This window comes from Archangium lansingense, from assembly GCF_026626635.1.
GTDB classification, from domain to species: Bacteria; Myxococcota; Myxococcia; order Myxococcales; family Myxococcaceae; genus Archangium; species Archangium lansingense.
Genome location: NZ_JAPNKA010000001.1, coordinates 6,932,628 through 6,955,742, shown reverse-complemented (window position 1 = coordinate 6,955,742; position 23,115 = coordinate 6,932,628). Strand labels below are relative to the sequence as shown.

Annotated in this window: 13 protein-coding genes; 8 read left to right on the top strand and 5 right to left on the bottom strand. The window is 67.7% G+C overall.

The features are described from left to right. Positions 1–57: 57 nt before the first annotated feature. The 3 genes from OV287_RS28210 to OV287_RS28200 are packed head-to-tail and all read left to right on the top strand — an operon-like array spanning position 58 to position 3,536. The gene (locus OV287_RS28210; protein WP_267537149.1) at positions 58–1,401 is read left to right on the top strand and encodes a M16 family metallopeptidase; all 1,344 of its coding nucleotides are present in this window, start codon (positions 58–60) and stop codon (positions 1,399–1,401) included. Further along, positions 1,402–2,817: a M16 family metallopeptidase gene (locus OV287_RS28205; protein WP_267537148.1), complete on the top strand. Its 1,416-nt coding sequence runs from the start codon at positions 1,402–1,404 to the stop codon at positions 2,815–2,817. Then, a complete protein-coding gene (locus tag OV287_RS28200; RefSeq protein WP_267537147.1) occupies positions 2,814–3,536 on the top strand; it encodes an RluA family pseudouridine synthase in 723 nt (240 codons plus the stop codon). Before OV287_RS28205 ends, OV287_RS28200 begins: the two co-directional genes overlap by 4 nt. A 281-nt stretch (positions 3,537–3,817) precedes the next feature. Here OV287_RS28200 and OV287_RS28195 read toward each other — a convergent pair whose 3' ends face one another. Genes OV287_RS28195 through OV287_RS28180 form a run of 4 tightly spaced genes read right to left on the bottom strand, consistent with a single transcriptional unit; the run spans position 3,818 to position 8,182 of the window. Beyond that, on the bottom strand, positions 3,818–4,075 hold the full coding sequence (locus tag OV287_RS28195) for a hypothetical protein (RefSeq protein WP_267537146.1): 258 nt from the start codon (positions 4,073–4,075) through the stop codon (positions 3,818–3,820). Positions 4,076–4,083: 8 nt separating this feature from the next. Beyond that, positions 4,084–5,073: an FAD binding domain-containing protein gene (locus OV287_RS28190; protein WP_267537145.1), complete on the bottom strand. Its 990-nt coding sequence runs from the start codon at positions 5,071–5,073 to the stop codon at positions 4,084–4,086. A 17-nt stretch (positions 5,074–5,090) separates the two neighbouring features. Continuing rightward, positions 5,091–7,550 (bottom strand): xanthine dehydrogenase family protein molybdopterin-binding subunit, encoded by a 2,460-nt coding sequence (locus tag OV287_RS28185; protein ID WP_267537144.1) that lies wholly within the window; start codon positions 7,548–7,550, stop codon positions 5,091–5,093. Next, positions 7,550–8,182 (bottom strand): (2Fe-2S)-binding protein, encoded by a 633-nt coding sequence (locus OV287_RS28180; protein ID WP_267537143.1) that lies wholly within the window; start codon positions 8,180–8,182, stop codon positions 7,550–7,552. The genes OV287_RS28185 and OV287_RS28180 overlap by 1 nt, the downstream gene beginning before the upstream one ends. Positions 8,183–8,428: 246 nt before the next feature. Here OV287_RS28180 and OV287_RS28175 point away from each other — a divergent pair, with 246 nt between their 5' ends. The 5 genes from OV287_RS28175 to OV287_RS28155 all read left to right on the top strand — a co-directional run bounded on the left by OV287_RS28175 (position 8,429) and on the right by OV287_RS28155 (position 21,739). After that, positions 8,429–12,607, top strand: a complete 4,179-nt coding sequence (locus OV287_RS28175; protein WP_267537142.1) for a protein kinase domain-containing protein — start codon at positions 8,429–8,431, stop codon at positions 12,605–12,607. A 151-nt stretch (positions 12,608–12,758) separates the two neighbouring features. Beyond that, on the top strand, positions 12,759–14,333 hold the full coding sequence (locus tag OV287_RS28170) for a lipoxygenase family protein (RefSeq protein WP_267537141.1): 1,575 nt from the start codon (positions 12,759–12,761) through the stop codon (positions 14,331–14,333). Between the two features lie 24 nt (positions 14,334–14,357). Continuing rightward, a complete protein-coding gene (locus OV287_RS28165; RefSeq protein WP_267537140.1) occupies positions 14,358–16,184 on the top strand; it encodes a peroxidase family protein in 1,827 nt (608 codons plus the stop codon). Positions 16,185–16,332: 148 nt separating this feature from the next. Next, the gene (locus tag OV287_RS28160) at positions 16,333–20,445 is read left to right on the top strand and encodes a protein kinase domain-containing protein (protein ID WP_267537139.1); all 4,113 of its coding nucleotides are present in this window, start codon (positions 16,333–16,335) and stop codon (positions 20,443–20,445) included. Positions 20,446–20,539: 94 nt separating this feature from the next. Then, positions 20,540–21,739, top strand: a complete 1,200-nt coding sequence (locus OV287_RS28155) for a C39 family peptidase (protein WP_267537138.1) — start codon at positions 20,540–20,542, stop codon at positions 21,737–21,739. Here the strand turns inward: OV287_RS28155 and OV287_RS28150 are convergent. Then, complete coding sequence (locus OV287_RS28150) at positions 21,736–23,103, bottom strand: metalloprotease (RefSeq protein WP_267537137.1); 1,368 nt, start codon at positions 23,101–23,103, stop codon at positions 21,736–21,738. The genes OV287_RS28155 and OV287_RS28150 overlap by 4 nt on opposite strands. Between the last annotated feature and the right edge of the window lie 12 nt (positions 23,104–23,115).

The window sequence follows — 23,115 nt, the reverse complement described above, 5'->3', positions numbered from 1 at the left end:
CGGAGGCCGAAACGCGTGCTTCCCCCCACGAAAAGCCGTGTATACGGTGGGATACCTATGGCGAAGGCACCCGCGAACCCCGCCGTGCGCAAGGCGGATCCCGTCCTGCAGTCCCTCTTCGACGTCCAGGAGGCCACGCTGTCCAACGGTCTCCGGGTTCGTCTGCTGGCCAACCACCAGACGCCGGTGGTGAGCCTCTACACTTTCTTCCAGGTGGGCAGCCGCAACGAGCGCCCTGGCATCACCGGCATCAGCCACCTGTTCGAGCACATGATGTTCAACGGGGCCAAGAAGTACGGCCCCAAGATGTTCGACAAGGTGCTCGAGTCGAACGGAGGCCGCTCCAACGCGTACACGTCCACGGACATGACGGTGTACTACGAGGACTTTGCCTCGGACGCGCTGGAGACGGTGTTGGATCTGGAGTCGGACCGGATGCGCTCGCTGCGCATCAACGACAACGCGCTGGAGAGCGAGCGCCAGGTGGTGATGGAGGAGCGCCGCGTCCGGGTGGACAACGACATCACCGGGACGATGGACGAGGAGCTGGGCACGCTCATCTGGAAGGCGCACGCGTACCGCTGGCCGGTCATCGGGTGGATGAAGGACATCGAGAACATCACCCGCCAGGATTGCGAGCAGTACTTCCGCACGTACTACGCGCCCAACAACGCGGTGCTCTACATCTGCGGGGACATTGACCCGAAGGAGACGCTGGCGCTGGTGCGCCGCTACTACGGAGACATCCCCCGGGGCCCCAAGCCCGAGCCCGTGCTCAACGCCGAGCCCGTGCAGAAGGGCGAGCGCCGCGCCGAGGTGCGCCACCCGGCCCAGTCTCCGGCGCTGATGCTCGCCTGGCACGGCCCGGCGGGGCGCAGCGAGGACACGCTGGTGCTGGACATCATCCAGTACGCGCTGACGAAGGGTGAGGGCAGCCGGCTGGTGAAGAAGCTCGTCTACGAGACGCAGCTCGCCGTGTCGGTGATGGTGGATTGGGGCTGGAGGGTGGATCCCGGCGCCATCATCGTCTACCTGGAGCTCAAGCCGGGCTCGGAGCCGCGCAAGGTGGAGGAGGCGCTGTACGCCGAGCTGGCGCGCGTGGCCAGCGAGGGCCTGACGGAGCGCGAGCTTCAGAAGGCGAAGAACAACCTGCGGGCGGACCACCTGCGGGAGCTGGCCACGAACAGTGGGCGGGCCCACGCCATGGGCCATTACGAGGTGCTGCTCGGCTCGTGGAGGGATGGGCTGACGCTGCCCTCGGTGTACGCGGCCGTCACGAACGAGCAGGTGAAGGCGGTGGCGGCGAAGTACTTCGCGCCCGAGCGCCGCTCGGTGGTGACGCTCACTCCCACCGCGGATGGAGCCGCGGACGAAGCCGCTGACGGAAAGGACGCCGAGTAGATGGCCACCCGAGCCACGAAGAAGACGCCGGTGAAGAAGACACTGGCGAAGAAGCCGCCGGCGAAGAAGGGGACGGAGAAGAAGGGCACGCCCGCTCCGGTCGCCGTGACGCTGCCCGCCCTGCACGAGAGCACCACATCCAGTGGGCTGAAGGTGCTGGCCGCCGAGCGCGGAGTGCTGCCGCTGGTGGCCATGCGGCTGGTCATCCGTGCTGGCAGCGCGATGGAGCCGGCGGACAAGCACGGCCTGGCCGACTTCACCGCACGGTTGATGCGCCGGGGCACGGCGAAGATGAGCGCGGACGAGCTCGACGAGACGATCGAGTTCGTGGGTGCGAGCTTCTCGGTGGGAAGCAGCGAGGACGTGCTGTCGCTGTTCGTCACCACGCCCGCGGAGCACTTCCCGGAGATGCTGTCGGTGCTGGGGCAGTTGGTGCGCGAGCCGTCCTTCCCGGAGCGGGAGGTGGAGCTGGCGCGCGAGCGGGCCCTGGCGGGGTTCACGAATGACCTGGATGATCCGTCAGTGGTGGCGGACCGGGCATTCACTCGGGCGCTGTGGGGCACCCACCCGTACGGACATGACGTGGGGGGGAGCTCGGCGCACGTGCGGTCCTTCACGCGGGACGACCTGGTGCGCTTCCACCGCGAGCAGATGGGCCCTCGGGTGTCGCTGCTGTCGGTGGTGGGGGCGGTGAGCCCGGAGGTGGTGGCAAGGGAGGCGGAGAAGGCCTTCGCGGGCTGGGCGGGCGGGCCGGAGGCACCGGTGGCGCTGCCGCCGGTTGACTCGCTGGCCACGGGGCGGGTGCTGCTGGTGGACAAGCCGGAGCAGACGCAGACGCAGGTGCGCATTGGCGGGCCGGGCTTCCGGGTGGGCCATCCGGACTACTTCCCGGCCGCGGCGATGAACAACGTGCTGGGCGGTGGGTTCACCTCGCGGCTGGTGAACGAGGTGCGCGTGGAGCGCGGCCTGACGTACGGCATCCACAGCTACTTCGACATGCTGAACGCGGGAGGCGTGTTCGGCATCTCCACGTTCACCCAGACGGACAAGACGCGGGAGATCATCGACGTGTCGCTCGCCGAGGTGGCGAAGGTGCGTGCGAAGGGCATCACCCCGGCGGAGCTGAAGAAGGCGCAGCGCTACCTGGCGGGGCTGTACCCGCTGCGGACGGAGACGAACGAGTCGGTGGCCTCGGTCATCAGCGACATCCGGGTGCACGGGCTCGGGGACGACTGGGTGGAGAAGTTCCGGGAGCGGCTGCTGGCGGTGAAGGCGAAGGAGACGGTGGAGGTGGCGGCGAAGTACCTGTTCGCGCAGCCGCCGCTGATCGTGCTGGTGGGGAAGGCGTCCGAGGTGAAGAAGCAACTGACGGGGCTGGGGCCGGTGACGGTGGTACCGGCCTCGGATTACGAGTGAGCGGCGTCCGCGTTCTCTTCGAGGGCGCGGGGCTGCTCGCGGTGGACAAGCCCGCGGGGATGCTGGTCATCCCCGGACGTGGTGAGGGCGGAGGCCCGTCGCTGCGCGAGGTGCTGGAGGAGCAGCTGAAGCGGAAGGTGTACGTGGTGCACCGGTTGGATCGGGACACCTCGGGGGTGATGGTGTTCGCCCTGGAGCCCGCGGTGCACCGGACGCTGTCGATGGCGTTCGAGTCCGGGAAGGTGCGCAAGCGTTACCTGGCGCTGGTGGAGGGGCGGGTGGAGGCGCCGCGGGTGGTGGACGCGGCGCTGGTGCCGGCGCGCAAGGGGCGGATGCGGGTGGCGAGGCCAGGGGAGGAGGGGAAGCCCTCGAGGACGCGGGTGAGGCCGGTAGAGGTCTTCACGGCGGCCTCGCTGGTGGAGGCCGAGCCGATGACGGGGCGGACGCATCAGATTCGCGTGCACCTGCTATCGGAAGGGCACCCGCTGCTGGTGGATCACCAGTACGGGCGGGACGAGCCGTTGAAGGCGAAGGACGTAGGCGGGGAAGGGGAGGAGGAGGTGCTGGCGCGCACGCCGTTGCACGCGGCGAGGCTGGAGTGGCCGGTGCTGCCCGGAGTGGAGGCGAGAGCGCTGGAGTCTCCGCTGCCCGAGGACATGGCGAGGACCGTGGAGTTGCTGCGCAAAACTCTCTCTCCCTCTGGGAGAGGGCTGGGGTGAGGGTTTACGCACGCCGATGAGGAGGGCAGAAGCATGCACGTCCGGTTGCTGCGATGGGTCTGCTTCATCCTCATCACATTGCAGCGTGCCAAGGACTTCCCCTCACAGGAGCGCGATCGCCAGCGGATACCTGAGACCTGCCCTTGGCCGCTCAGGAGACGGTGCGCGGTCCGCACCTCCCTGGCCGAGCTCGGGTGGCGTCCCGGCAACTTCCGATCATTGCCTGGCCGACAAGACCTGCGGCCTTCCTCCTCCATAGGCCACGTCCCGGAGGAGGGCGCTCACTCCAGGACCCGCGCTCCCTCCGCCGGTTCATCGGTGGGAGCGCGGAAGCAGACGCGAGCCTCGCCGCAGACGTGCGGATGCACCTGGTCGTCGTCGGGCCCGACGCACTCGCCCGTCGAGACGCACCAGAACGTCGCGGTCGAGGTGTAGCCCACGTCCCAGTCCACCGCCGCGTCGTACCGGATGCCGGGCGTTCCCTTCGAACGCAAGCGCCGGCAGACGCGCGGCGGTTTCTGCTCGGTGTTCGAGTCCATGCGTCTCCTCAGGCGGCCGCCGCGGCGAGCACCGTCCTCCGGATCACCGTTTCGAGGACCGGGACCTTGTAGGCGTTCTTGGACAGCGGTGTCGCTCCACTCACCGCGGCCTTCGCAGCCTGCCGCGCGAGCTCCTCGTTGAGCGTCTTCCCCACGAGGACCCTCTCCGCTTCCGCCGAGCGCCGGGGAGTGGGCGCGACCCAGCCGAGAGCGATCGACGCCTGCCGGACGGTCTTCCCATCCATCTGCAGCACCACCGCGACGTCGCAGATGGGCCAGTCGTAGCTCTCCCGCTCGCCCTGCTTGTGGTACGCCGCCTTCGTTCCCGCGGCTGGAGCGGGGATGATCACGCGTGTCAGCAGCTCATTGGGCGCGATCATCGTGTCGGTCGGGCGCTTCATGTCCGGCGGCAGCAGGAAGGTGGACATGGGCACCACCCGCGACTTGCCCCCGGGGCCGGTCAGCTCGACCGAGGCCCCGTAGGCCACCAGGGCCGTGGCCGGGGTGGAGGCGTGCACCATCACCGTGCGCTGGTTGTCGAAGATGGCGTGGTACTGGTTCTCCCCGGCGCGGACCCGCTCGACGTCGTCGCCGCTGGCCTGGTGGAAGAAGTCATTCCGGAAGTACCAGCAGCGGGGCCGCTGGAGCAGGTTCCCTCCCATCGTGGCGGCATTGCGGACCTGAGGCGTCGCGGCGTGCTCGGCCGCATCCGCGAGTGCCACATAGCGGCGGCGCACCTCGGGCTCCCGTGACACCCGGGCCAGGGTCACCAGGGCACCGAGCTCCAGCCCTTGCTTCGCGTCGAAGCGCACCCCGTCCAGTCCCTTGATGGTCTTGAGGTTGACCACCCGGTGGGGGATCACCACGCCTCCCTTCATCAGATCCAACAGGTCCATGCCGCCGGCCTTCGCGACGACCGGCATGCGCTCGTTGCCTTCACCCAGCAGCGAGACGGCCTGTTCCACGGATTCAGCATCCACCCACTCGAAGCTCTGCATGCATCCTCCGATTCGTCTCAGCCGCGCAGCGCCGCGAGCACGTTCGCGGGCGTCATCGGGAGCGTCCGAATGCGCTTGCCCGTCGCGTTGTAGAAGGCATTGGCCACCGCCGCCGCCGTGGCCACGTTGGCGGGCTCGGCGACTCCGCGTGCATCCGTCGAGGACTGCGCCCCGAGCTGCTCCAGCACGATGACCTCGATCTTCGGCACCTCGCGCGAGCCGACGATCTTGTACTGGTCCACGTTGGCGTTGAGCTGGTGACCGCTCGCGGCGTCCAGGTGTCTCTCCTCGTAGAGGGCGTAGCTCACGCCCTGGGTCACGCCTCCGTAGATCTGGCTCTCGGTGAGCTTGGGGTTGATGGGGCGCCCGCAGTCATGCACCGCGACCACCCGCTCCACCTTGACGATGCCGGTCTCGGTGTCGACCGCGACCTCGGCGAACTGCACGCCGCCGATTCCATGCCGACTGAGTGCAAAATCTGGGGTCGACATCACGTACCCCTCGTAGTCGTCACGGCGCCCGGCCTGCTGGGAGATCTCCGCGAAGCCAGCCTTCTTGACCGCCTCGCGGAACGGCATGGCCGACCCGGCCTTACCCTTCACCATCACCTTGCCATCGGCGAAGACGATCTCGTCCGCGTTCGCCTTGAGGAGGGGGGCGAGCCGTGAGGCCAGGTCACGAGCGCAGCGGTACGCGGCGTTGCGGGCAGCCGGAGTCAGAGAGCTGGTGACCCGGCTTCCTCCGGAGGCGGGCCCCATCGGGTAACGGGAATCACCGATATGGGCGCCGATCTCCTCGGGGCGCAGGCCGAACTCCTCGGCCACCACCTGCGCCAGGATGGTCCGCGTCCCCGTCCCGATGTCCTGCGTGCTGCTAAAGGCCTCGACGGAGCCATCCCCCGACACGCGCACCTCGCACATGGTGCTCGGTTGGACCAGGTAGGCCCACTGGGACTGGGCGAACCCGATTCCCCGCTTGATGGGTCCCTTGTCGGCGCCCGCGGGCCGCCGTTTGCTCCAGCCGATCCGTTCGGCTCCCACTCGGCGTTCATGGGCCCGGGCCAGGCAGTCATCCGTCCCCGAGATGTCGATCTTGGCCCGGAGCGCGAGCGGATCCATCCCGATCTTCTCCGCCAGCTCGTCCATGGATTGTTCCAGGCCGAAGATGCCCTGAACCTGGCCGGGTGCCCGGAAGGCGGCGCACGGGCCGGCGTTGGTGAAGACGTCGTACTGCTCCACCAGCACGTTCGGGCAGTTGTAGAGGGTGGCGTGGCAGAAGCCGACGCCCGCGCCGCCGGCGATACCTCCAGTGCCATAGGAGTGGAGCTGGAGCGCGACGAGCGTGCCATCCTTCTTCGCGCCCAGCTTGAGCCGTTGGATGCTGTTCGGACGATTGCCGCCCGACACGTGCTCATCCCGGCGATCCAGGATCATCCGCACCGGCGCCTGAGCCTTGCGCGAGAGGTGGATGGCCATCAGCCCGTAGTTGCCAATCCCGTACTTCGCGCCGAAGCCTCCGCCGGTGAAGTCACTGATCACCCGGACCTTGCTCTTCGGCAGATCGAAATGCTCGGCCGCTTCTTCCCGGACGCTGTTGACGAACTGGGTGGAGGCGTAGAGCGTGAGCACCTCGTCCCGCCAATCGGCGACGAGCCCATGCGGCTCCATGGGCACATGGGTCTGCACCTGGGTCCGGTACTCCGCTTCGACCACCACGTCGGACTCGCGAAGCCCCTTGCCGACGTCCCCGCGCGCGCCCGGCGTGCCGAGGGGTTTCGAGTCGGGACCACGCACGTTGCCTCTCTGGGGAAGGCCCGGGGGCGCGCCGCCGCCTCCCGCCGTCGCCGGCTGCTCGGTGGGGCCGGGGAAGACGCGAGGCGCGTTCTCCTTCATCGCCTCCTCGAGCTGGCAGACATGGGGGATGGGCTCGTACTCCACCTTGATCAGCTTCGCGGCGGCCTCGGCGGCTCGGGGAGTGTGGGCCGCCACCGCGGCGATGGGCTGGCCCGCGTAGCGGACGGTGGGGTAGCGATTGCCCTGCTCGGCCTTGGGATCGCGAAGCTGCGCGGACGAGAGCAGGCGCTCCAGGATGTGGATGGCACGGACGCCCGGGTAGCGCTCGGCCTCCGAGGTGTCGATGGACTTGATGCGCGCATGGGGCAGCGGTGCGGTGACCCATCTGCCCCAGAGCATTCCGGGGAGCTGCACATCGAAGGTGTAGCGGGCCTTGCCGGTGACCTTCTCCACGCCATCCAGACGCGAGACCGGCTTGCCAATGGACTTGAGCTTCGCGTTCTCGGGGAGGGGAGGGGGCTCGTCCTCGGGTACCCGCCGGGTGACCTCCTTCAATCCCTCGCCGACAATCCCATACGGGAGCGCCTGCTGCCGGGAGGGTCCCGGGTTGGGAGTGGGAGAAGGCCGCTCGCCTGAGGGCTTGTTGGAAGCCCGGGGATCGGTGGTGTCCTTGACGTCCTGCATCAGCTGTTCCCCTTTGCCTTTCCGCCGCCCTTGGCCGCCGCCAGGGTTGCCTTGAAGACGTTGGGATAGGTGCCGCACCGGCACAGATGGCCACTGACCGCCTGCTTCACGTCATCCAGCGTGCACTTCGGGTTGCGATCCACCAGCGCGGCGCAGCTCATCACCATTCCGGGAGTGCAGAACCCGCACTGCATCGCATCGTTCTCCACGAAGGCGCGCTGGACCGGGTGGAGCTCGTCTCCCTTGGCGAGCCCCTCGATGGTGGTGACCTTGCGGCCCCGGGCGTCGAAGGCCAGCGTCATGCAGCTCGCGGCCACCTCGCCGTCGAGCCACACCGTGCAAGCTGAGCAGGCGCCCCGGTCGCAGCCAATCTTCGTGCCCGTCATGCCGAGATGGTTGCGCAGCAGCTCGGCCAGCGTCGTAGCGGGGTCGGCCTGGACGGTGACGGTGCGGCCATTGATGGAGAGGGTCAGCGAGGAAGGTTCGGGACCCACGACCGCCGGGGAGGCGTTCGCTGCTCCAGCCGCGGAGGGAGTCAGGGTGACGCTCAGGGCCGATGCGCCCGCGCCCTTGAAGAAAGCGCGGCGACTGAGCTGGGGCTTGGAATCGGAGTCATCATCGGATGGGGCCAATGTCGAATGCTCCTTTCTCGAACGAAGCTACAGGAGCAATCTCATCGCGACCCAGCAGGATTGTGGTGCGCGGGCCACCAGCTTCAATTCCTCAACAAAACCAGGAGCTGATTCGTGCGATCCGTTGCCTGGTCGCGCTCGTGATCTGTCTCCGAGTGAGACGTGACATTCTATTTGCCGCATTCATAGCTTCCATTCTGAGGCGCTCTCTTCGGAGCTGGCGCCTGGAAGGAGCTGGGGGCTCGAATGCGCAAGGAATCCAGCCAGGACGGCGGGTCTCTTCCTCCGCTCACGAGCGAACAGGACGTCGGGTCGGCGCGCTCGGACTTCGATGATTCCATCGTGAAGGAGCTTCTCGCGTTGCAGCCGTGGCCAAGGTTGCCGCTATCCAAGGAGCGGCTCGGCGGCAGGGATGGTCTGCGGTTCGAGATCCGCGGGGAGCTCGGGCATGGAGGCATGGGCCAGGTATTCCGTGCGTGGGACGAGGAGCTGCAGCGCGTGGTGGCACTCAAGTTCCTCTTGCCTTACCGGGGATTCACCAGCCTGGCGCTTCAAGAGGCGCGAGCGATCGCTCGGCTGGACCACGAGAACATCGTCCGCATCTTCGATGTGGCCGAGTGGCACAGCGCACCGGGTGAGCCGCGTATTCCCTTCCTCGTCATGGAGTGTCTGGAAGGAGAGTCGCTGGCGGGGCTCCTCAAGCAGGAGCGGAAGCCCGGCCTGCGGCGTGCTCTGGAGATCCTGGAGGCCATCGCGACGGGGCTGGATCACGCCCACCAGCGACACATCATCCACCGGGATCTCAAGCCCAGTAATGTCTTCATCTCCCGTCTGGGCGTGGTGAAGCTGCTCGACTTCGGCCTGGCCCACCTGAGCGGCAACGATGCCTCCGTTTCCCAGCGGCTGCTCGCGGCGGGAACGCCGGCCTACATGGCACCAGAGCAATGGAGGGGCGAGCCGCAGGACGAGCGCACCGACATCTGGGCGGCGGGTTTGGTGCTGTTCGAGATGCTCACCGGGAGGCTTCCCTTCCAGGGAGCCAGCAGCAAGGAGCTGCGCGTCCTCGTGAGCTCGGACGACCCCATGCCCTCGGTGCGCGACTACTGCCCGGAGGTCCCTCGGAAGGTGGAGGGGCTGCTGGCCACGGCGCTGGCCAAGGAGCCAGGCCGGCGCTTCCAGACGGCTCGGGAGCTGCGCGAGGAGGTGCGCGAGCTGGAGGCTCTGCTGACCTCGGAGTCCGAGCCCGCGGGGGCGAAGTCCCCCTCTGTCGAGTCCCAGCGCAGTCAGGTGACGTTGCTGTCCTGCAGGCTCACGGGGCTCGGTGGTGGCTCCGGTGAACGGCTCGATGTCGAAGATCTGGGCGAGCTGGAGACCGTCTTCCAGCAGACCTGCACGGAGATCATCCAGCAGCACGGGGGCCGCTCTCCCCCTCAGTACATGGGAAGCGGGCTGCTGGCCTGTTTCGGGTGCCATCAGGTCCGAGAGGACGACTCGGAGCGGGCAGTGCTCGCGGGGCTGCACCTCGTCAGGAATCTGCCGGCCGTCTTGCGGCGGAGGCTGCCGTACCTGCCTGCCGCGTTGGCCGTGTGCGTGGGCATCCGGACGGACAAGGTGGTGCTGCAGGACGCCTCGTCGGACTCCAGGGAACGGACACCGACTCTGCACGGAGAGGCCCCCAGTATTGCCGCCTGGCTCTCTCGCCAGGCCCAGCCGGGCGAGGTGGTGATCGGCGAGACGACCTGGAGGCTGGTGCTCGGAGGCTTCGTCACCGAGCCGCTCGGGACGCGGAGCTTCGAAGGGCTGGCCGGGACCGTCCACCTGGAAGTCCACCGTGTGCTGCGAGAGGTGCCGAGGGCCACCCGGATCGAGCGGGCGCTTGCCGCGGGCGGGCTCACCCCGCTGGTGGGGCGCAGGCGTGAGCTGGACCGGTTGCTGAAGCTGTGGGAATGGGCCCGGCGAGGGCAGGGCGCTTGCGTGCTGCTGCGGGGAGAGGCTGGGATAGGCAAGTCCCGTCTCATCCTCGAGCTGCGTGAGCACGTCTCTTCGGCTGAGGCCACGTGGATCCACCTCCAGTGTTGGTCCCGCTTCAATGCTCGCGCCCATTCGCTGGTGCTTGATCTCCTCCAGGACGTGGTCCAGCTGTCCAGAGAGAGCACTCCAGAGCAGCAACTGAAAGAGTTGGAGGAGCAACTGGGGACGCGTGGCGTCTCGGCCGAGCAGGCGCATTTGATCGGCGAGCTCCTGGCCCTGCCCCTGCCCGAGGGCTCCCCCCTGCATCTGCTCACCCCCGAGCGGCGCAGGGATCAGGCCTTCGAGGCGTTGCGCGACCTGCTGCTGCAACGGAGCAGGGAGCGGCCGGTGCTCGTCACCGTCGAGGACTTGCACTGGGCCTTCTCCACCCACCTGGAGTTCCTGAGCTACATGCTCGACTCCATCGAGCGCGAGAGAATCCTCGTCGTCCTCAGTGCCCGTCCGGAGTTCCGGTCGTCCTGGAGCCATCATCCCTGGGAGCACCAACTCACCCTGGAGCGCCTGCCGGCGGGGCAGGCGTCAACGCTGGTGAAGGAGGTTGCCGGGAGAAGGGGCCTGCCGGCCGAGATGATTCAATACCTGGTGAGCAGGACGGATGGCATTCCGCTCTTCATCGAGGAGATGACGCGGATGGTGCTGGAGCTGACTCCAGCGGCCTGTGGTGGGCCAGAGTGCCCCATCCCCATCACCCTGCATGAGCTGCTGCTGGCTCGGTTGGACCTGCTGCCCTCGCGCCAGAAGACGCTGGCCCAGTTGTGCGCTGTGGTGGGCCGCGGCTTCACGTTCTCCTTCCTCTCGGCGCTGTCGGAGCCTGGAGTGGTGCATGGCGACGCGGTGCTCCAGCGCGAGCTCTCGGGGCTGGTGGACGCGGGGCTGCTGCAGGAGCAAAGCGAGCCGGGCTCGCCCGCGTACGAGTTCCGGCATGCGCTCATCCAGGATGCCGCCTACCAGTCCCTGTCACGGGGTACGCGGCGCCAGTACCACCTGCGCATCGCGCATGCCCTGGCGGAGCACTCGCCCAAGGAGGTCCAGGAGCGGCCCGAGGTGCTCGCGCACCATTACACGGAGGCGGGGGAGCTCGTGCCGGCCCTCCACTACTGGGCCCAGGCCGGGCGGCAAGCGGCCCTGCAATACGCCAATCAGGAAGCGGTGGGCTATCTCTCCCGGGCGCTGGAGTTGCTGCGGCGCCTGCCGGACTCTGACGAGCGCCGCCGCCAGGAACTGCAGATCCAGGTCGGGTTGGGGATTGTCCTGGTGCAGATGAGGGGCTACCTCGCCCCCGAGGTGGAGCGCACGTTCGCTCGGGTGCGTGAGCTCTTCTACCAGGTGGGCGAGGCGCTGCCCCGGTTGGAGCTGGCGTACTGGGGCATCTATTCCTACCACTTCGCGCGGGCGGAATATCCGCTGGCCCACGAGCTGGCGGAGTGGCTGGTGGACCTGGGCCGGCGGCAGCACAACCAGGAGATGCTCGCGCAGGGGTACCGGATGATGGCCACCGACTTCTTCTTCTGGGGACGGCTGCGGGAGTCCCTGGAAGGTTTCGAGCATGCGATGGCCGTCTCGCACTTCGACCTGGAGCAGCACCGGGCGCTGGCGGTGCGGTACCTGACCAATCCGCTGACGTCGGCGCTGGCCCATACCTCCATCGTGCTTGCGATGCTCGGCCAGCCGGAGCGCTCCCGGCAGCGTGCCCGGGAATCCGTGGAACTGGCCCAGCGCATCGGCCACCCCCACACCATGGCCTATGCGCTGACCTATCTGGCCGCGGCCAGTCAGTTCCGCAGGGACGTACACCTCGCCTTGAAATGGGCGGACGAGGCCATCGCCATCTCCAGCGAGCGGGGTTTCTGGCTGTGGAACTCCTGGTCGAAGCTCATCCGGATCTGGGCCTTGGCCGAGCTGGGCCGGCCCGAGGATCATCTCGAGGAGTTGAAGCAGGCCATCGAGCGATGGCTGGCGCGGGGCGTCCGGGCGGGAATGCCCAACAATTGCGCGGTGCTCGCGGGGTTCCACCTGAAGCTGGGGCAGCTGGAGGAAGGCCAGCGGGCGGTGAGCCAGGGCTTGGACTGGGTGGAGACGACGGGGGAGCGCGGCTGCGAGGCCGAGCTCCATCGTCTGAGGGGAGAGCTTCTGAGGACCGCGGGAAGGGAAGCCGAGGCGAAGGACAGCTTCCTCCGCGCCATTGCGGTGGCGCGGTCGCAGGCGTCCGGTCTCTTCGAGCTGCGTGCCACGGTGAGCCTGGGGCGTCTGCTCCGGGACCAGGGCCAGCCAGAGCTGAGCCGGCAGCTCCTCATGAGGCTGCTCGAGTCGCTTGCTGGGGAAGGTGATTCGCCCGACATCCAGGAGGCGCGTGCGCTGCTGGAGGAGGAGGCGAGCCCGGCGCGGGTCCCCTGATCGCCCGCGCCAGGTGTCCCGCCACGTTTTCGTCACATTCAGGACCGATCCACTCCTCCTCAATGGGTGAGTCCTACATCAAGGCTCACCCGCTCAATCCCTTACATCGTGTATGGGCTTTCGGCGAGCGCCGAGAGAAGGAGACTCGTGTATGCAGCGCATCAGCAAGCGTAGACAGGTCATCTCTAGAAGTGTCTGGCATTTCAAGCGGATCATCTGGAATGGATGGACGACGATCAAATACCGTCTCAATAAGCTGGTGAGGATTCCCGCCCCGCAAGAGAGCGGGAAGAGGATTGAGGTGGTCAGCCTCGAGCGCCGGCTGAAGGAGATCCCCGTCAGGAAGGTCCGGGTCGCCAGCCATATTCCCAGAGACGAGGTCTCGTGGCGCTCCTGGCCTGCATTCCGCTCATGGCTGAGGCAAGGGCTCTACTGGTTTCAGCACAGGGTGCTGCAGCGCTTCCTCTCTCCGATGAAGAAGGGCTTGCCCCCCATCGACGCGGATCACTGGAAGGCGCTCGACGCGGCTTGCACCAGGCGCCACCGGAAGCTGTTCTCGGCTCCCGAGCTGCCCGCGGAATACACCGGCGACGTCGATCTCGCGCGCCTGGCTGTAGCGAGCCCTTATGCCTGCTACCTGCAGAAGGTCACCCACGACAGCTACGAGTGGAATTTCCGGCAGTTCGAGCGCTATGCGCACCGCGACGGGCTCCACTCCCTGGGCGTCCATGTCCTGTTCCAGATGGACAGGGAGCAGCGGCTCCGCGTGGTCCAGATCGACTCCGAGCTGGGAATCTCGAAGCCGGATGACCCGAAGTGGGAGCTGTCACGAAAGATCGCGCTGTGCGCGGCCACGACGCACATGTCGGTGGTGCGGCACCTGAACTGGGTCCACCTCATCGGGGCCTCCGCGGCCGCGATCGCGACACGCAACAACCTTCCCGCAGAGCATCCCGTGCGTCGGCTGCTGTGGCCCCACGTGTATGGGACGCAGGACAGCAACCTGCTCGCCATCAAGAGCCAGCTCACCCCGGGAGGGGACTTCGGGGACATCTTCAGCTTCGAGTACCAGGACATGTGCAGGCTGCTGGATGACACGCACGACCAGTTCGACATCTCCCGGTTTGATCCCGAGGAGGACGCACGGCAGCGCGGCATCCCGAAGTATGGCTTCGCGACACCGGTCCTGGATAACCGCCAGGAGCTCTTCCAGGTGATGCACGCTCATGCTGAGCGCTACCTGCGCCTGTACTACACGGACGAGGGCATCCGCCGGGATGAGCACCTTGGTCTCTGGCTGCTCGAGCTGGAGCGCCTCCTGCCCAACGGGACGACGAAGTGGATCGGCGGCAATCCCACCCTCGCAGGTGTGAGCCGGCTGGTCGCCGCGATCATCTACCTGGAGTCCGTGGAGCACGAGGCCATCGGCACCGGGCTGTGGCACTACCAGCTCTGGCCCCATGTCCAGCCGGTGCGCGTCTACCGCAATGGACAGCGCTTGCCCCTGGATATCTACCAGCGCCTCGTCAACGCCAACTTCATCCTGAACGTGAAGCGCACGTCGCTGCTGGAAGACTTCTCGTACCTGGCCCTGGACAACGAGGGAGCCTCCGCCATGCGGACCTTCCAGGATGAGCTCCAGGCCCTTCAGTCCCGGATGGCCGCGGGGTCTCCGGCCCTCTGGCAGGTCACGCCGAACATTCTCGAAGCCAACATCAACGCCTGAACCCATCACCTCGAGGACTCCGTCATGCAAACCCGTACGAATACCCCTGTCCTGGATCGTTTCACGAGCTACGCGCTAGAGCGCATTTCGAGGCGCTACCCCTGGTACAAGCAGCGGAAGACCCTCGCCATCTTGACCCTCGTGGCCCTTCGCCGCCGTCTGCGCGCGAAGAACCTGTACAGCACCTCGATGCTGGCGCCGCCGGAGCCCATGGCGGCTCCCAGTGATGGAAGTGTGTCTGTCCTGGGACGGAGACCGGATGGCACGAGGACCGATCTCAAGGACCCACTCATGGGCGCGAAGGATCGGCGCTTTGGGCGCAATGTCCAGCTCGACAAGGTCATCCCAGAGTCGGGGTCGGCCCTGATGACGCCCAACCCCCGTGAGGTCAGCCGGATTCTGCTGGCCCGGGACACCTTCAAGCCCGCCGTGACGCTCAACCTGCTCGCCGCGGCTTGGATCCAGTTCCAAGTCCATGACTGGTTCGAGCACGCGCTGGATGCGGACTCGAAGAACGATCACTCTATTCCCATCGAGAAGCACGACACCTGGCACCAGCAGCCGATGCGCGTGCCGCGCACGCTGCCCATCTCGCCAGGAATCGCGGGCAAGGATCCACCGTCCTACGTCAATAAGCGGACCCACTGGTGGGACGCCTCGCAGCTCTACGGAGACGACCCGTTGGTCAGCGACAGCCTCCGCTCCCGCGTGGACGGCAAGCTCGTCATCGGGGCGGACCGGCTCCTGCCCGTGGATGGCAATGGTATCGAGCGTACCGGGATGACCCAGAACTGGTGGCTGGGCCTGAGCCTGCTCCACAACCTGTTCACGCTGGAGCACAACGCCATCTGTGATCGTCTGAAGCAGGCCCATCCCGATCTGACCGACGAGGAGCTTTATCGCCACGCGCAGCACGTCAACTGCGCGCTCATGGCGAAGATCCACACGGTCGAGTGGACTACCGCGATCCTCGGCCACCCGGTCCTGAAGATCGCGATGAATGTGAACTGGACGGGCATTGCCAACCAGAAGGTGTCTCGGCTGTTGAAGCTGACCCGGGACAAGGAGGTGCTGAACGGGATTCCCCGCTCACCGACGGACCATTACGGAGTGGATTATGCGATGACAGAGGAGTTCGCGGCCGTCTACCGCATGCACCCGCTGATTCCCGATCAGGTCCCGCTGCGCTCGTTGGCGGATCCCCGGTTCCTGCGGCTGAAGCCGATACGCGAGCTGGCGGGGAGCGGAGCCCGGAAGGTCCAGCGCGAGTCCTCGATGGAGGACCTGTTCTACTCGTTCGGCATGACCCATCCGGGGGCCATCACCCTGCACAACTACCCCGACTTCCTGCGGGACCACGAGCCCGTGGGGGCCCAGTCGGTGTTGCCGCCGCGCATCGATCTGGCCACGATCGACATCCTGAGAGATCGAGAGCGGGGCGTGCCCCGGTACAACGACTTCCGGGCGGCCCTGCGCATGCCCCGCCTGAAGTCCTTCGATCAGCTCACGACGAACAAGACCTGGCAGCGGGAGCTCCACGGAGTCTACGGAGACATCAACCGTGTGGATCTGATGGTGGGGCTGTACGCCGAGGCGCCTCCGCCGGGCTTCGGCTTCAGCGACACGGCCTTCCGCATCTTCATCCTCATGGCGTCGCGCCGGCTGAAGAGCGACCGGTTCTTCACCACGGAGTACAACGAGCAGAACTACACCCGAGCGGGGCTCGATTGGGTCGATCAGAACACCATGGGCACTGTCCTGGCGAGGCACTACCCGGAGTTGGCGCCCGTGCTCGCCAATGTGGATAACGCGTTCGCGCCCTGGGTGCGCGTGGGCGCAGCGGGTAGGTGAAGAGGGGAGGCCCGGACTGCCTGGAAGGGACGGGCCCGCCGCGATGCACCCGGCGGGCCCGGTGGCTCGTGCCCTGGCGGATCCCTAGCTTCATGGAGGGCTGGCTCGAGGTGCGCGGGTGCTTGGGAGCCAGGCTGGGAGCATCATCATGTCCAGGGATCCAGGCTGGGAGGGCCCGCCGTCCTGCCCGGCCCCGAGCCAGGGGACGGAGGAGTCCGAGTTATCGAGCTTCGAGCGGGAGCTGCTCCAGGAAGTGATCCTGGCGGACTCGCCCCCCCGCTTGCCCATACCCGGGGAATGGTTGGGGGGCAGGGAGGGGCGGCGCTTCAAGGTGCGGACGGAGCTGGGGCACGGCGGCATGGGGTGGGTATTCCGCGCTCGGGATGAGGAGCTGCAGCGCGAGGTGGCACTCAAGTTCCTGGTTCCTCGCTGGGGACTCACCGACGAGGCCCTGCGAGAGGCGAGAGCGATTGCCCAGCTGTCGCATGAGCACATTGTCCGCATCTTCGATGTGAGTGAGTGGATCGACAGGCCCGGCGCCACCCGGCTGCCCTTCCTGGTGATGGAGTGTCTGGAGGGCGAGTCGCTGGCCGCGGTGTTGAAGCGGGAAGGGCCGCTGGAGCCGAAGCGGGCGCTGGAGATCCTGGATGCCATCCTCGCGGGCCTGGCACACGCACATGAGCATCAGGTCATCCATCGAGATCTCAAGCCCAGCAATGTCTTCGTCACCCGGCAGGGAACGGTGAAGTTGCTGGACTTCGGACTGGCGTGGTTCACCGCGGCGGCTACACCTCATGCGCGGTACCTGCCCACCGCCGGGACACCGGGCTACATGGCTCCGGAGCAATGGCGGGGCGAGGCGCAGGATGCGCGCACGGATCTCTGGGCGGCGGGCATGGTGCTGTACGAGATGCTCACCGGCAGGTTGCCGTATCCCGTCTTTCCCCTCGAGGAGTTGCAGGCGCGGATAACGTCCGCGGAGCCCATTCCCTCGGTACGCGCCATGCGCCCGGAGCTGCGGCGAGAGGTGGACGCCTTGTTGTCGATGGCGCTCGCCAAGGAACCTGAGCAGCGATTCCCTACCGCGCGGGAGATGAGGGAGGAGCTGCACGAGGTGCAGGTGCGGCTCGGCTTCCGGCAAGAGACCTCGCGGGGACCCCAGCGGCGGCAGGTGACGCTGGTGTGCTGCCAGCTCACGCGCCGGAATGGCTCCCTGGAGCAGCTCGACCCCGAGGAGCTTGGTGAGCTCCAGACGGCCTTCCATCAGGCCTGCAAGGAGTTGCTTCCCAGGCATGGCGGCTCGCTTCTGCTGAGCATGGGGGGAGAGGTCCTGGCGTGCTTCGGTTGCCTCCGGGCGAGGGAGGATGACTCGGAGCGTGCGGTGCGGACGGCGCTGAGCCTGGCGCGGTTGCTCCCAGAAGTCCTGCGCGAGAAGTTGCCGCACCTGCCCGAGAGGGTGCTCGCCGTGAGGTTGGGGGTCCGCACGGATCGGGTGGTTCTGGAGGAGCACTCCATTCAGGGCGAGGCGCCCGGGGTGGCCGCCTGGCTGGCGCGACAGGTCGGGCCCGGTGGTGTGGCCATGGGCGACACGACGCGGCGGCTGGTGCGGGGCGTCTTTGAGACCGAGCCGTTGGGAGCTCGCACCTTCGAGGGGCTGTCCGGGTCCATGAGCCTGGAGGTCCATCGTGTGAGGAGAGAGCGGGAGGTGGCCTCCCGGTTCGATCGTTCGCTGGCCGCCAAGGGCTCCCTGCCGCTGGTGGGCCGGGAGCGTGAGCGGCAGCGGTTGGTGGAGCTGTGGGAGGAGGCTCGGAGCGGGCATGGGAGCTTCGTGCTCGTCAGTGGTGAGGCAGGCATTGGCAAGTCCCTTCTCCTCCAGGCGTTGCGCGAGCGGGTGGCTGCCGAAGCCACCGTGCCGATACCGCTCCAGTGCTGGCCTCGCTTCAGTGCCGGCTCGCTGCAACCGCCGAGCGCCGTCCTGCAGCAGTTGTTCCAGTTCTCCCCGGAGGGCACGCCGCCTCAGCACCTGCGGGAGTTGGTGGAGCGGCTGGGCGCGCTCGGCCTGAGCGAGGAGCAGGCGCACCTCATCGGCCTGTTCATCTCGCTTCCCGTTCCGGCGGACTCTCCCGTGCATGTGCTCACGCCCGAGTGGCGCAGGGAGCGCGTCATCGAAGCGCTGGTGGAGATGCTGCGGCGCATGGCTCGGGAGCGGCCGCTGCTCTTCACCGTCGAGGACCTGCAATGGGCGGACTCCCTCCGGCTGGAACTGCTGGGCTCGCTGCTCGGAGCTGTCGACAAGGAGCGCATCCTCGTGGCCCTCAGCGCGCGCCCGGACTTCCAGCCTCCCTGGCCGGCCAGGCCCTGGTTCCACCCGCTCGCCCTGGAGCGGTTGCCGGCCGAGTCCTCCGCGGCCCTGGTGAAGGAGGTTGCCCTCGGCAGGGAGTTGCCCTCGGAGCTGCTTCAGGAGCTGGTGCGCAAGACGGATGGCGTTCCGCTCTTCATCGAGGAGATGACGCGCATGGTGCTGGAGCAGGCGGATTCCCGCTCCGCCCAGCCTGGAGAGCTTCCGTCCTCCATTCCGGAGACCCTGCATGAGCTGCTGCTGGCGAGGTTGGATCTGCTGCCCTCGCGCCAGAAAGCCCTGGCGCAGCTGTGCGCGGTGGTGGGGTGGGATCTCTCCCTGGCGTTGCTCGTGAAGCTGACGGGGCGCGGAGAGGCAGAGCTGAGGTGGGTGATCGCGAGACTGGAGAACGCGGGCCTGTTGCAGGAATGGCAGGGGGCGGGTGGGCCCGTGTTCCTGTTCCGGCACGTGTTGATCCAGGAGGCTGCCTTGCAGTCCCTGTCCCGGCGCGAGCGGCGGCGGTACCACCAGCACATCGCCCAGGTTCTGGAGGGGCATTTCCCCGAGGTGGCGGAGACGCGGCCCGAGGTGCTCGCGCATCATCACGCGGAGGCCGGGGCGCCCGAGCACGCCATTCCCTATTGGGCCCGGGCCGGGCAGAGCGCCAGCATGAAGGCCGACTACCCGGAGTCGGTGCGCTATCTCTCCCTGGCGTTGAAGGTGCTGCGCGGCCAGCCGGAGTCCGGGCAGCGCAACCAGCAGGAGCTGCAGCTCTTGATGGGGCTGGGGCTCCCGTTGATGCAGACGCGGGGGCTCCGGGCTCCAGAGGTGCAGCAGGCGGACGATCGCGTGCGGCAGCTCATCCGGGAGCAGGGCGAGTCGGTGCAGGTCAGCGAGCTGGCCTACTGGGAGCCCTTCATCAGCTATGCGCGGGCGGACTTCCACTTGCGGCACAAGCTGGCCAGGCACCTCGTGGGGCTCGGCCGCAGCCAGCACCGCCCGGCGTTGCTCGCCCTGGGCCACCGGATGATGGCTACCGACTTCCTCATATGGGGACGGATGCGGTTGGCCCGCAAGCACATCGAGCGGTCGGTGGCCTGCGTGGACTCGGAGGTCGAGCAGGAGCTGCCGATCGCCGCGCGCTATGGGCTCAGCCCGACGGTAGGCGCGCGGAGTGTTGCGTCCATCATTTTCTCGGCGCTGGGTGAGCTGGAAGAGGCGCGGCGCTACAGCCGGGAAGCCCGGGAGCACGCCGAACGTATCGGCCATCCGCACACCCTGGCCTATGCGTTGACCTACTCGGGCGTGACCTGCCAGATCCGTGGGGAAGTCCAGGATGCACTCGAGCTGGCGACCCGGGCCCAGGAGCTTTCCCGTAGGTACGACTTCTGGATCTTCTTCTCCTTGTCGGCGGTCACCCGGGGCTGGGCCTTGTGCATGCTGGGCCAGGAGCAGGAAGGCCTCGTGCTCCTGCGAAAGGCGATCGACGGCTGGCGGTCGATGGGGCTGCGGGCCGGGATGCCCTACAACTTCATCCTGCTCGCGGAGGTGGAGCTGAAGCGGGGACAGGTGCGCAAGGGCATGTCCGCCATTCTGGAAGCGCTGGCCTGGGAGGAGACGACGGGAGAGCTCTCCTATGGTGTCGAGCTGCACCGGCTGTATGGCGAGCTGCTCCGCGCCTGGGGTCGCGAGGACGACGCACGCTACAGCCTGCAGCGCGCCATCTGGCTGGCCCGTAGACAGGGCTCGGGGCTCTTCGAACTGCGTGCGGCGTTGAGCCTGGGACGGCTGCTACGGGACGTGGGCCGGCCGCAAGCGGCCTGGCGCCTCCTGGAGAAGATCTGCGAGCGGCTCGAGGCGGACCGCCACGACTCGCCGGACTTCCAGGCGGCGAGGGCGCTGCGGGAACAGCTCGCCCCTTGAGCCCGGTGGGCGGTGGACGGTTGTCCGCGAACCACGTTGGTAACTTCTTGGAAAACGCGTAAAAAATGAACCCCCCGATTTCAGGAGGCGGTTCATGCGGAACTTCAGGACGGCCGTGCTCGCGGTACTCGTCACGCTCACGTGGGTGTCCCCGGCGCTGGCGGGCCAGAGTGGCTTCTCGCGCTGGGCGGCGAGCCAGGGTGGTTTCTCCTCGTGGCAGCGCAGCGGTGTGACCCTGGCGGCGGATGGCTCGCTGCAGGTGGATCCTCAGACGGCCGCGACGGGCACGGATCCCTACGCGCCCGGCGCCTACAGCGGTGGCAACTTCTACAACGGTGGCAGCTTCCGCGTCGGCGAGGCCACCAGCCCCGTCATGAATGCCGGCTTTGGTTTCCGCGAGGCCGTCGCTTCCTGGGAGGCGGAGACGCCCACCGGCACCTGGGTGGAGACGCAGATCCGCGCCCAGGTCAGCGGTGTGTGGACCAAGTGGTACAACCTGGGCGTGTGGTCCGCTGACTACTCGACGGTGCGCCGTCACTCGGCGGGCTCGCAGTCGGACACCTACGGCTACGTGGGCATCGACACCCTGGTCGTCACCAACAAGAAGGCGGCGGCGACGGCCTTCCAGGTGAAGGTGCGGCTCTTCAGCGCGGATGGCGTGGCCCTGCCGCGCATGCGTGCCAGCTCTGTCGCCATTTCCACCTCGCCGGACAAGAACCCCGTTGCTTCCGTAGGCAACCCGGCTCACTGGAACCAGGTGCTCCCGGTGCCGGAGTGCTCGCAGATGGTGTACCCGGATGGTGGCCAGGTCTGGTGCAGCCCCACGTCCACGTCCATGGTGCTGCGCTACTGGGCGGGCGACACGGGTGCCTGCGAGCCGCATGTGCGGGCGGCCGTCAGCGGCGTCTATGACTGGATCTTCCGGGGCCATGGCAACTGGCCCTTCAACACCGCCTACTCCGCGACGAAGGGGCTCCAGTCCCACGTGACGCGCTTCACCAGCTTGGCGCAGCTCGAGCCGTGGATCTCCGCGGGCGTGCCCGCCATCCTCAGCATCTCCTGGGGCAACGGGGAGCTCACCGGAGCGCCCATCAGCTCGAGCGCTGGCCACCTGATGGTGCTGGTGGGCTTCGACGCGTCCGGCAACCCGATCCTCAATGATCCCGCGGCCTCCACTGATGCCGCGGTCCAGCGCACCTACCTGCGCTCCGAGTTCGAGCCGCTCTGGCTCAAGGCCTCGGCCGGGACGGCGTACCTCAACTATCCCGCTGGCTGGCCGGTGCCCGCCCTCTAGGCGACACCCTTGGTGCCCCGGGCGAGCCGCTCGGCGATCTCTGGAACGGAGCGGGCCTCGGCCAGCGTGGGATCCTGGCCGAGCTCCTCGAAGTCGTCGTAGCCCGCCTCCAGGGCTCGCTTGAGCCACTCGGAGGCCAGCGCTCCCTGGCCGGCGCGTGCGTGGTCTCGGGCCGCCTGGTAGGCGTCCTCCGCGCTGCCCGCGGCCTCGAAGGCGCTCGCATGGAGCGCCGCCGCCGCACCGAAGTCTCCCCGGGCCACCGCCACGTCCGCCAGCAGCGTGTCCCGCTTCGCCGGCGCCTTCCAGGAGAACTCCCGAGCGATCCGCTCGGCCTCGTCCAGCCGCGAGGCCGTCACCAGCAGGCGCACTGCCAGCGAGGCCATCGCCTCCGTGCGCTCCTTCTCCAGCGCGGCGAGGGCGTGGGGCAGGGCGCGCTCGTGCAGGCCCGCCGCCTCATACGCCATGGCCAGGCTGTAGGGCCGCGCGGCCTCGGGTGGCTGCACCTTCTCCAGGTGTGACACGGCGGCGCGCGCATTGCCCTCGGTCAGCGCCACCCAGGCGAGCAGATCCCTCGCCGCGTTGCTCTCCTCGCCCGGCTTCGCCGCCGACAGGGCCAGGTGTCCCAGCCGTGCCGCCTCGGTCTCTTGGCCCGAGCGCAGCGCCTGCCAGGCGCGCGCGAGCGCATCCGGTTCAACCTCCGCGACCTTCACGGGCTTGAAGGGCTTGAGGTCCTTCGCCGTCGCGAGCTTCTGGATGCAACCAACGCCCAGCAGGCCGAAGAGCACCGCGAGGTAGGTGTCGTCCGAGATCACCGCCCAGGCCACCACCGCGGCGGAGGCGACAACGCCCAGCCCCAGGGCCATGCGGTACCGGGTAGGTCCGAACACGCCGACCGCCATGTTGCCCCCATCCAAGGGAGGCACCGGCAGCAGGTTCATGAGGCCCCAGTAGATGTTCACGTACAGGAGGAACTTGTAGGTGGCGTAGCCCATGGAGCTGTGCAGGGGCAGCACCGGAGTGGCCAGGTACACGAGCCCGGCGAGGATGAAGCCCGCGAGCGGCCCGGCGAACGAGACCGCCACGCTGCGCCAGCGGCTCAGCACCTCGTGGTAGCACAGCCCTCCGAAGGCATAGAGGCGGATGGACACCCCGCGGCTGCCCAGGGCCATGGCCATCAGCGCGTGCCCCAGCTCGTGCACCATGATCGACACGAAGCACACGGCGATCCAGCACACCACCAGCGCCGGGTTCTTGATGGCGAACCCGAGCATCAGCGTCATCAGCCAGAAGGTCGGCTCGACCAGGACCGGGATCCGTCCGAGGTTGAACTGCCAGGAGAGGGGAGGAGGGGTATCCATGCTCATGCGTCTCGCGAA